A 10,211-nucleotide genomic window follows, 5' to 3' on the forward strand; every position below is an offset into this window, starting at 1 on the left:
ACGGACGCTTAAGTCCGACAGGCTCCCAGGGCATTTTCTGCCATTTTTACTAATGAGGAACCGCCATGCACCCCCTCGCAGGCCAACCCGCAACCGATGATCTTCTGGTTAATATTCCCCGACTGGTCAGTGACTATTACACGATACGGCCCGATCAGGCAGAAAGCAGTCAGCGTGTCGCTTTTGGCACATCGGGTCATCGTGGCACGTCTGCCAATGGTTCGTTCAATGAAGCCCATATTCTGGCGATCAGTCAGGCAATCTGTGAATATCGTCGTGCGCAGGGAATAGAAGGCCCTGTTTTTGTTGGCATGGATACCCATGCGCTTTCTGAGTCGGCGTTAATCAGTGCTGTGGAAGTGTTTGTTGCCAATGGCCTGGATGTCATGATCGATCAGGAGCGTGGCTATACGCCAACGCCGGTTATCTCCCATGCCATCGTTTCCTATAATCGCTGTCACAGCAAGCTGGCGGACGGGGTGGTCATCACCCCTTCCCACAATCCACCGGAAGATGGCGGTTTTAAATATAACCCGCCCCATGGTGGCCCGGCAGGTAGTGATATTACCGGCTGGGTGGAAAAACGGGCCAATGAGCTGATCGGTGAAAACCTGTCTGGCGTTAAAAGAATCTCTTTTGAACAGGCGCTAAGATCCGGCAAGGTTCACAAGTATGACTTCGTTACGCCTTATGTGAATGACCTGGAAAATGTGCTGGATATGGCGGCCATTGCCAACGCTAAACTGAGCATTGGTGTTGATCCTCTGGGCGGTTCAGGTTTGCACTATTGGGCACCTGTTGCGGATCGTTATGGTCTTGACCTGACGCTGGTCAGCAAGAAAATTGATCCGACCTTTTCGTTTATGCACCTTGATAAGGATGGCCGGATCCGTATGGACTGTTCATCCTCCTCCGCCATGGCCGGACTGATCAACCTCAAAGATGACTTTGCTATTGCTTTCGGGAATGACCCGGACTTTGATCGCCACGGTATTGTGACCCGTGGTCATGGATTGCTGAATCCAAACCACTATCTGGCTGTCGCCATCCAGTATCTCTATACCCACCGTCCGCAATGGTCACCAGAGGCGACTATCGGTAAGACGCTGGTTTCCAGTGCCATGATTGATCGTGTCGCCAATGGTCTGGGTCGTACCGTTACTGAAGTTCCGGTCGGGTTTAAGTGGTTTGTTGATGGTCTCTCAGCAGGCACTATGGCATTTGGCGGCGAAGAGAGTGCCGGAGCCTGTTTCCTGCGCCGGGATAGTAATACCTGGTGTACCGATAAGGATGGTTTCATCATGGCGCTGCTGGCGGCAGAAATTACCGCCGTTACCGGGCGTGACCCTGGCGAACATTATCAGGAGCTTACCCGGAAATACGGTGCTCCGGTTTATCAGCGGCTCGATGCTGTAGCCAATGATGCCCAGAAGAAAGTGCTTGCTGCATTGAGTCCAGAACAGGTTAAAGCAGAAAAACTGGCGGGTGATCCTATCATTGCCCGTTTAACCCACGCACCTGGCAATGGTGCCGCCATTGGCGGTCTGAAAGTGGTTACCGAGCGGGGCTGGTTTGCAGCCAGACCTTCCGGAACCGAAGCCGTTTATAAGATTTATGCTGAAAGCTTTGAAGGGAAAGAGCACCTTTCCCATCTGCAGAGTGAAGCTCAGGAGATTATCGCCGAAGTCTTTAAGGCAAATGGTGTTTGAGGTGAGCTGAATCAGCCTGACATCGGAATGCTTTGTCTGAGGCTGGCAATAGGGGGGGGCTGGCTTTCGGCAGGAGGGGGATTCTTTCGGGGTATTGCTTGCAATGGCCCGGAATGGGTCAGGGATTGACCTTAATACTTTCAGATCGTAATGCATAAAACAGGAAAATCGACCATGGCTTCAGTCCTTTCCATGATCCTGGCCGGAGGGGTAGGGTCCAGGCTTGCTCCACTCACGAGCATAAGAGCAAAGCCAGCGGTTCCTTTTGGCGGACAATATCGAATCATCGACTTTGTGCTGAGTAATTTTGTGAATTCCGATCTTCACAAGATTTATCTGATTACTCAGTTCAAGTCGCACTCACTGAGCAAACACCTGCAACGTTGCTGGCGTATTGCCGGTCTGGCGGATAAGTTTATTGATACGCTGCCAGCCCAGATGAATACCGGCAGTGACTGGTATCAGGGCACCGCGGATGCGGTGTATCAAAACCTGAATCACATTGAGTCGCACAACCCCGATCTGGTTTGTGTCTTTGGTGGTGATCATATCTACACCCTGGATGTGCGGGATATGGTTCAGTATCACCAGCAGCACAGTGCTGACTTGACCGTTGCGGCGATTCCCGTACCGGTTAATCAGGCCCATCACTTCGGTATAATCGAGGTTGATGAAGATGGTCGTATGATCGGTTTTGCCGAAAAGCCAAAGGATGATGTGAAGACCATTCCCGGCAATCCGGACTTTGTGCTGGCTTCAATGGGGAATTATGTATTCACCAAAGAGTGTCTGGTGCAAGAGCTGCTGGATGATCACGCCAATGAAGGGTCTGACCACGATTTTGGCAAAAACATCATTCCATCCCTTTACCCACGGGCAAAAGTCATGGTGTATGACTTCTCCGGAAATACAGTTCCCGGGGGCAAAAACAACGGCTATTGGCGCGATGTAGGTACCATTGATTCATTCTGGGAAGCGAATATGGATCTGCTGACCAGTGAACCGCCCATCGACCTGCATAATCAGGACTGGCCGATTCGTACCTATATTCCCCCCTATCCCCCGGCCCTGATCGCTTTTGATCGTGAAGAGCGTAAAGGTCAGATCAACAACTCCATGGTGGGTGTGGGTTGCGTATTCTATGACATTTATATGCATCGCAGTGTGGTGGGTTACAACGTCAAAATTGGCGACAATACTCACATATCTGAATCGGTTATTCTTCCCAATGTCACCATCGGTGAAGATGTCGTATTGAACCGGGTTATTGTGGATAAGCGTGTAGAAATTGCACCGGGAACCCGCATCGGTGTTGATCGTGAAGAGGATCTTAAACGCTTCAAGGTCACTGATTCTGGTCTGGTGGTTATTCCCAGAGGAGCAAAAGTTGGGTTCTGATTTAAACATACTTTTTGCGGTATCAGAGCTGGCAGGTATTGTCAAAACCGGAGGGCTGGCCGATGTGGCCGGCGCTCTCGGGCCCTGGATGCGCAAGCTCGGAAATGATGTCCGGGTGATTATGCCCGCCTACCGTCAGGCTCTGGAAGCGTTGACAACGGATGTTGCCGGAGCTGGAGAAGTTTGTCTCGGCTCACAGGGAAAAATGGGTTTTGCCATAAGACAGGGAACGTTTGAAGGTGTCCCTGTTTACCTGATTGAGCATAACCATTACTTTGACCGCAGTGGTCTCTACACCCATGAGGGTGAAGGTTTTGGTGATAACACTGAGCGATTTGCTTTTTTTTGTAAAGCGGCACTTCAGGTCTGCCGGATTTTAAGCTTTAAGCCGGATATTATTCATGGCCATGACTGGCAGTCAGCACTTCTGCCTTACTACCTGAAAACCCATGAGTCTGGCAATGCTTTCTTTGCTGATACACGGACTGTCCTGACCATTCACAATGGTGCCTATCAACAGCATACTGACCGTGCTTTACTGGACGTGTTGGGGATCGATCACCACTGGTATACCCCGGATTTTTTTGAAGACCATGGGCATATTAATCTGCTCAAGGGCGGTATTGCCTTTGCTGATAAAATTACTACCGTGAGTCCAAGGTATGCTGAAGAGCTCCAGACAGATCTTGGATCTCATGGCCTTGCCTATATCATCGGGCGAAGAAAACAGGATTTTTCCGGTATTCTTAATGGCTGTGATTATCAACAGTGGAACCCTGGAACAGACGTTTTGCTGCCAGCCAATTACTCCCTGCATGATCTTTCTGGCAAGGCGGTCTGTAAGCAGGCTTTGCAGGAACAACTGCAGTTACCGGTGAGCACCGATAAACCTCTGTATGGGCTGGTCAGTCGTCTTGCCGGGCAGAAAGGTTTTACTTATCTGATACCAGCCCTGTGGCAGTTTTTGCAGGATGATGTTCAGGTTGTACTCCAGGGGGCAGGTGAGCGGACTATTGCCGCTGAGCTGAGCCGGTTGGTCAGTGCCTTCCCCGACAAGTGTCGCTTTGTTAAGGCTTATGACAACCGTCTGGCGCATCTGATTGAAGCAGGCTCTGATTTCTTCCTGATGCCTTCATTGTTTGAGCCCTGCGGCCTTAACCAGATGTACAGCATGAAGTACGGTACCCTGCCCATTGTTCGGGCGGTTGGTGGGCTGGTGGACACCGTTAAAGGCTATAATTCAGCTGGCGGGGAGGCAACCGGGTTCATGTTTGATTCGGCTGATAGTGATGCCCTGTTGCATTGTCTTAATCAGACCAATGTCGTTTATCAGGATGGGCAACTGATGAGTCGATTGGTGGTTAATGCCATGAATGAGTCATTTACCTGGGAGCAGTCTGCCCTGGATTACCTTGAGGTTTATCGGGCTGCAGTTGGCTAGGAGGCTGACCGAAAATAGACTGCCCTACACGGCAACTGCTCCTGCGTTGCTCTAGCTCCTGCATCCATGCAGTCGTACGGTGGCAGCAAATTGGTCTAAAAATTCGCTTTTGTTCGGCAAATAGCCCCGCTATTCACCTCACAAAACCGAATTTTTATCCTCAATTTTCTGCCATCCTCGCTACGGGGTCGCCTAGATGGGCGCTATTCTCGGTCAGCCTCCTAGCGACAAGCCCCGGAGTGGCTTATCTTGAAGGAAAGGCGGAAGGCTGAGGTGCTCAGTCTTCCAGACACAAGTTTTCCCTGTCTTCCCGGGAGTCCGTCTGGTTTTGTCGACAGGCAATTTTTGCACTGAAATAAAGCAACACTATGAATATCGCTGTATCTTCCAAAACATCATCAACGCCAAAGGCTGCCATAAAGCCTGTGGTGGCGGATCTGGCTAACAGTCAGTGTGCAACTCCTTTTGATCAGCTGGGGTTGCATCCTCATCCGCAAGGAAAAGGTCTGGTCATTCGCGTATGGCGTCCGGATGCAACCATGGTCGAGGTGTTTGATCACCACACCGGCAAGCTGCTTGGCGAAATGAGCCGCAATGAGGCTGGTGTCTTTGAGCTGCATCTGTCCAGAAGAAAAAAGCCGTTTCTTTATCAGTTGGCGATCCATTGGGCAAATGGCCACCGCTTTGTGGTTTATGACCCATACTGTTTTGGGGAATATATTCTTGCCCAGTCAGATATTGAGTCGGATGGCCTTTATCGACACCTCGGGGCACAGGTGGTCTCCCATAAGATCAACAGCAAACTGAATATACAGGGTGTGTTGTTTAAGGTTTACGCGCCTTATGCCCGGTCAGTGAGTATTGTGGGAAGCTTTAATGGCTGGGATGACCGGCTCCATCCAATGGCCAGTGCGGATGATGGCATCTGGCGACTGTTTGTGCCCGGCGTTCAGGCTGGCGATCAGTATAAATACGCTATCCGTGATTATCACGGCAATTCGCTGCCACAGAAAACCGATCCGTTCGCCCGCCATATTGAGCAGTGGCCCGGACTGGCTTCTGTCGTACAGGGCGTCGATAGCTATGCCTGGCAAGACCAGCTGTGGATGGGTAAAAGAAAAGACAAGGCAGATAAAGAGCAGCCCTTCTCTATCTACGAAGTCCATGCGGGCTCATGGAAAAGAAAAGAGAACGGTGACTTCCTGAACTTTCGTGAACTGGCCGATGAGCTGATTCCCTATGTGATGGATATGGGCTTTACGCATGTTGAGTTGCTGCCTGTGTCGGAGCATCCGCTGTTTGATTCCTGGGGTTATCAGCCGGTTGGTCTTTATGCGTCCAGTAGCCGTTATGGTTCGCCGGATGATTTCCGCTATTTTGTTGATCAGTGTCACCAGAAAGGTCTTGGTGTCATTCTGGATTGGGTGCCTGCGCACTTTCCCAATGATGAGCATGGGCTGGCCAGGTTTGACGGCTCTTCACTTTATGAGCATCCGGATCCTCGTCGTGGCTGGCACCCTGACTGGCAAACCTGTATTTATGATTTTGGCAAGCCCTGGGTTCAGGACTTTCTGATCAGTAATGCCCTTTACTGGCTGGATGAATTTCATATTGATGGCCTTCGTGTCGACGCGGTTGCCTCCATGCTCTACCTGGATTACTCACGAGGTCAAGGTGAGTGGGAGGTCAATATTCATGGTGGTAATGAGAATCTTGAAGCCGTGGCTTTCCTGAAGAAGTTTAATGAGAAGGTACACGCTGCATTCCCGGATGTGATGACTATTGCGGAGGAATCAACCAGCTGGCCAGGTGTTTCCAAAGCGGTTGCAGACGGTGGGCTTGGGTTTGACTTCAAATGGAACATGGGATGGATGAATGACACGCTTGAGTATATGAAACTCGATCCTGTCTATCGCCAGCACCATCATGGGCAGATGACGTTCAGTACGGTTTATGCCTGGAGTGAAAATTTTGTTCTACCCCTGTCCCACGATGAAGTCGTTCATGGGAAGGGCACTATTCTGACCCGTATGCCTGGTGATGATTGGCAGCGTTTTGCCAACCTGAGGGCTTACCTGGCATTTATGTATGCGCATCCCGGTAAAAAGCTGCTCTTTATGGGCACTGAACTGGGCACCCATAACGAGTGGAATCAGAATGCTGAGCTGGACTGGGGCTTGCTGGACAATCCAGAGGGTTTCAGTGTGGGGGTTCAGAAGCTGGTTAAAACCCTTAACCAGCTGCATGGCTCAGAGCCTGCGATGTTTGAGCAGGATCTCAAGGCAGAAGGTTTTGCCTGGACCACCGGGGATGACAGGAGCCAGAGTGTGCTGGTGTTTCGTCGCTATGATAATGAAGGGAACTCAGTACAGGTTATCTGTAACCTGACGCCGGTTGTTCGTGACAGCTATCGCGTTGGTGTTCCAGAGGTTGGTCGCTATTGTGAAATTTTGAACACCGATAATACCTGCTTTGGCGGCAGCGGTGTTTCAGTCGGCGAGCTGCTTGAAACTGAGGAAATCCCGATGCATCATTTGCCATACAGTCTTTCTCTGACATTGCCGCCTTTGGCCACCGTGATCCTTAAGTGCTCCTGATCTGGATTCAAGGAACTGGCTACATCTGGTAGCCAGTTCTGTTGATCACGAGTGAACCATTCTGGCACCTTTGCAGCTTGGGTAGGTGCTGCATACCCAGCACTCCAAGCCTGCCTGATGACCTTTTTTAAGCGTTCGCAGTTGCATGGGGCTATGGCATTTGGGGCATTGCGGATCAACGATGGTCTCGACTTCGGCAATAGCTTCTCTTGGGGTCGGGAGTTCGTAATCAGGTGTTCCTTCCTCGGTAAATCCGCAGGTGGCGAGAACGGTACGTCGCAATTCGGTAACATCCCGCCAGGGCTTCATATCATATTCCAGTAACGGCAGTTCTGCCGCTTCACAGAGCTGGCGTAATATCTTGAACTCTTTTGAGTTGGACTTTGTGTTGTAGGGGATCAGGTTGATCACACAACAGATTTCCATCTTTTTGCGGTGATAGAGCACAAAGTCAAATCGACGGTTTTTTTTGATATTCAGTGCCATGGCGGTCCGGCTGAACCTGCCAGCTGCAAGAACGTCACCAACGGGCAAAGAAGGCAAAACCATTAAGTGACTGCGAACGGCAATATCCAGCTGACCGAAAAAAGCACGCTTATCCTGGTCGAAAAGAGGGGTGTTGGGTTTGGCTTTGAAAGGGCTGAAAGTCAGCCATAGAAACCAGGCAATCGCTGCAATAAATACTACCAAAGAGCCTGAAACAACGAGGGAAAAACTGTCCAGCAGCACTGCACTACCTTGTCTTGAATTTATGAGTCAATGATTGATAAAAACGTGGCTCTTTCAAAAGCGTCAACAATGGCCACCCCATGAAAACGTATTGGAGAACGAGAAGACCTGTATGACTAATCATTGGCGATGCAGAAAGTGCACTTGTGGTTTTTAACCGGCATGGGTAACCGGAAAAGAGCAGTCCTGATCATCCAGACATTCTTTTTATAAAAGAGTGACTGGAAATAATAGCAACAAATATTCTTTTGTCATAATAGGTGTTTCTCCACAATGTGTAGCACTGTGGAGAGTGACACAAGGCTATCTGGCAAAAGAGTATTCGGGTGGCCTGGCACCAGTTTAAACCGGGAATGACTCTTCCTGAGTAGCACTCTGAGTGCTTTCAGTGCCATTACCGTTGTCGGGTACGACTTTCGTGGCGATAAGACCTTTGGGACCATGGCCAATCTCAAAGCTGACAACCTGGCCTGCTTTCAGTGTTTTAAAGCCGTCCATATCAATGACAGAGTAATGAATGAGAACATCCTGATTCTCTGTCGCTTCCTGCGCCTGGATAAATCCATACCCTTTGGGGTTATTAAACCACTTGACTGTACCTACCAGCATAGCTTCCATTTCCTTCTTGGTCGCTTCCATACAGCTTGAATCCTTAAATATTACATTGAAGGAACTGCTGGGAAACTGCAACCCTTGTTGTTTTATTTTTTGGCATTTTTTTATGGTTATTCATAAAAAGTGTCGTCCTTGCCACTTTGTTCCCTTTACCTATGTTGAAATCCATCTCGATAAATGGAACTGAACCACAGATTTCCAGAAAAGGGAACTTACAATATAACATCATAAATTGTGCTTTTAATAGCCCTGTTCAGGCTTTATCTGCTGATATATCGGGCTTTTTCAGTTTTTTATTGGTGGGGTGTTGTGCATGGAGCAACGTCTGTGCTCGCACACGCTGGTCAATAAGGTACGACAGGTGACTTTTTATAGAGAGGAGGCTGTGGTTATTTTCAGCTGTATCAGCACAAAAGGCTACAATTAAAGCCTCTGGATATGGTGAGTAAACCTCCATGGACCAGCATAATGATTATGATTCCGTTGGTGATGGAAAGCTGATCCTTGCCCTGCTTATCAAGCTTTTCCTGAGTGGTGTTCAGGTCGTTGGGGGAAGCGTTGCCGGAAGCCTCTCCCTGATCGCAGACTCGCTGCATAACCTGGGTGATGCCGGTGCAATTCTGGTTGCTGTCATTGCCAGGCGAATAGGTTGCAAGTCAGCAGATAAACACATGACCTACGGATACAAAAGGGCAGATATTCTCGGGGCTTTAATAAACAGTGTATTTTTACTGGTGGTGGGGGGGTATCTGATCTGTGAGGCCACAGGTAAGTTTTTTTACCCCAGGGAAGTTGATGGCTGGATTGTGCTGTCGGTTGCCGGTGTTGCCCTTCTGGTTAACATCACCACATCGCTGCTGACTTTCAAGGCTGGAGCCAGAAGCGATATCAATATCAATGCGGTCTTTATTCACAGTGCTTCCGATGCGGTTGCTTCCCTGGTAGTCATCGTAGCGGGTGTGCTGATCATCAACTACCAGCTCTATATTTTTGATGTGATAGCCACCATCGGGATATCAGTCTACGTGATCTTTAATGGCGCAATTCTGTTGAGACGCTGCATTATTATTCTTATGCAGGGGGTTCCGGGCGGCATCGATATTGAACAGATCAGGGCGGCCCTGGAAAGCATTGAGGGGGTAAAAAGAGTAGGGTGCATGCACGTCTGGCAGCTGGATGATAAAAAGATCTTCTTTGAAGGCAGAATCCTTTTGAATGGCGCGGAGCCTGAAACGATTAAACGAAAAATCCGGGTGGCGTTACGGCACCAGTTCTGTATTAATCATACGACTCTGGAAACAAAAACCAGCCGTCGTATCTAACATCAAAACCATGGCCTTTGGTGATAAATTGTCACGAAATAATTAAATGGTCTAATCCCATGTTTGAACTTTATCTTGTGGCAAAACTCTTAACTCTAATGTTGAACCATAGAGTCTAGGGGATAACTGGCTATGAATGTGCCATCAATTTCTGCCAAAAGCACAGCTGTGTTCCAGCCTCAATGCCATGGCGATCAAGAGAGAGAAAGCGCCAGCGCAGCCCCGGTAAAGTTTGATCGCTGGATGATCAGTTTAAGCGAGATTGACAGTTTCCTGCGGGGCAAGGACCATGAGGCGGTTGAGCGTATCGCAGAGCGTATGTGCACAAGGTCGGAGCACCAGCAAGGTACGAAATCCTTCAATTTGAGTAACCCGGAAAAAGATTCTGGTGCCTGCGCTC

8 protein-coding genes are annotated in these 10,211 nt (G+C 49.4%); 6 read left to right on the forward strand and 2 right to left on the reverse strand.

From position 1 onward, the window contains the following. The first annotated feature begins 65 nt into the window (after positions 1-65). The 4 genes from pgm to glgB all read left to right on the forward strand — a co-directional run bounded on the left by pgm (position 66) and on the right by glgB (position 7,145). Positions 66-1,709: a phosphoglucomutase (alpha-D-glucose-1,6-bisphosphate-dependent) gene (gene pgm, locus ACO6V1_RS20395; RefSeq protein ID WP_422468259.1), complete on the forward strand. Its 1,644-nt coding sequence runs from the start codon at positions 66-68 to the stop codon at positions 1,707-1,709. A gap of 174 nt (positions 1,710-1,883) precedes the next feature. Then, positions 1,884-3,107, forward strand: a complete 1,224-nt coding sequence (gene glgC, locus ACO6V1_RS20400; RefSeq protein ID WP_422468261.1) for a glucose-1-phosphate adenylyltransferase — start codon at positions 1,884-1,886, stop codon at positions 3,105-3,107. Further along, positions 3,097-4,548: a glycogen synthase gene (locus ACO6V1_RS20405; RefSeq protein ID WP_422468263.1), complete on the forward strand. Its 1,452-nt coding sequence runs from the start codon at positions 3,097-3,099 to the stop codon at positions 4,546-4,548. Before glgC ends, ACO6V1_RS20405 begins: the two co-directional genes overlap by 11 nt. A gap of 368 nt (positions 4,549-4,916) precedes the next feature. Next, entirely contained in the window at positions 4,917-7,145 is a 2,229-nt protein-coding gene (gene glgB, locus ACO6V1_RS20410; protein ID WP_422450414.1) for a 1,4-alpha-glucan branching protein GlgB, read from the forward strand. A 45-nt stretch (positions 7,146-7,190) separates the two neighbouring features. On the opposite strand, the gene ACO6V1_RS20415 is transcribed toward glgB, so the two are convergent. Both ACO6V1_RS20415 and ACO6V1_RS20420 read right to left on the reverse strand, forming a co-directional pair. Next, positions 7,191-7,874 (reverse strand): DUF2726 domain-containing protein, encoded by a 684-nt coding sequence (locus tag ACO6V1_RS20415; protein WP_422450415.1) that lies wholly within the window; start codon positions 7,872-7,874, stop codon positions 7,191-7,193. Positions 7,875-8,216: 342 nt separating this feature from the next. After that, positions 8,217-8,513: a cold shock domain-containing protein gene (locus ACO6V1_RS20420; RefSeq protein WP_269675240.1), complete on the reverse strand. Its 297-nt coding sequence runs from the start codon at positions 8,511-8,513 to the stop codon at positions 8,217-8,219. A 431-nt stretch (positions 8,514-8,944) separates the two neighbouring features. On the opposite strand from ACO6V1_RS20420, the gene ACO6V1_RS20425 reads away from it, so the two are divergent. After that, positions 8,945-9,811 carry a cation diffusion facilitator family transporter gene (locus tag ACO6V1_RS20425; protein ID WP_422468265.1) on the forward strand — a complete coding sequence of 289 codons (867 nt, stop codon included), beginning with the start codon at positions 8,945-8,947 and terminating at the stop codon, positions 9,809-9,811. 138 nt (positions 9,812-9,949) lie between these two features. Continuing rightward, on the forward strand, positions 9,950-10,211 hold a 262-nt coding region (locus ACO6V1_RS20430; RefSeq protein ID WP_422468267.1), incomplete at its 3' end, for a hypothetical protein.

It is taken from the genome of Endozoicomonas sp. ALC013, from assembly GCF_049310205.1.
Taxonomy (GTDB): domain Bacteria; phylum Pseudomonadota; class Gammaproteobacteria; order Pseudomonadales; family Endozoicomonadaceae; genus Endozoicomonas.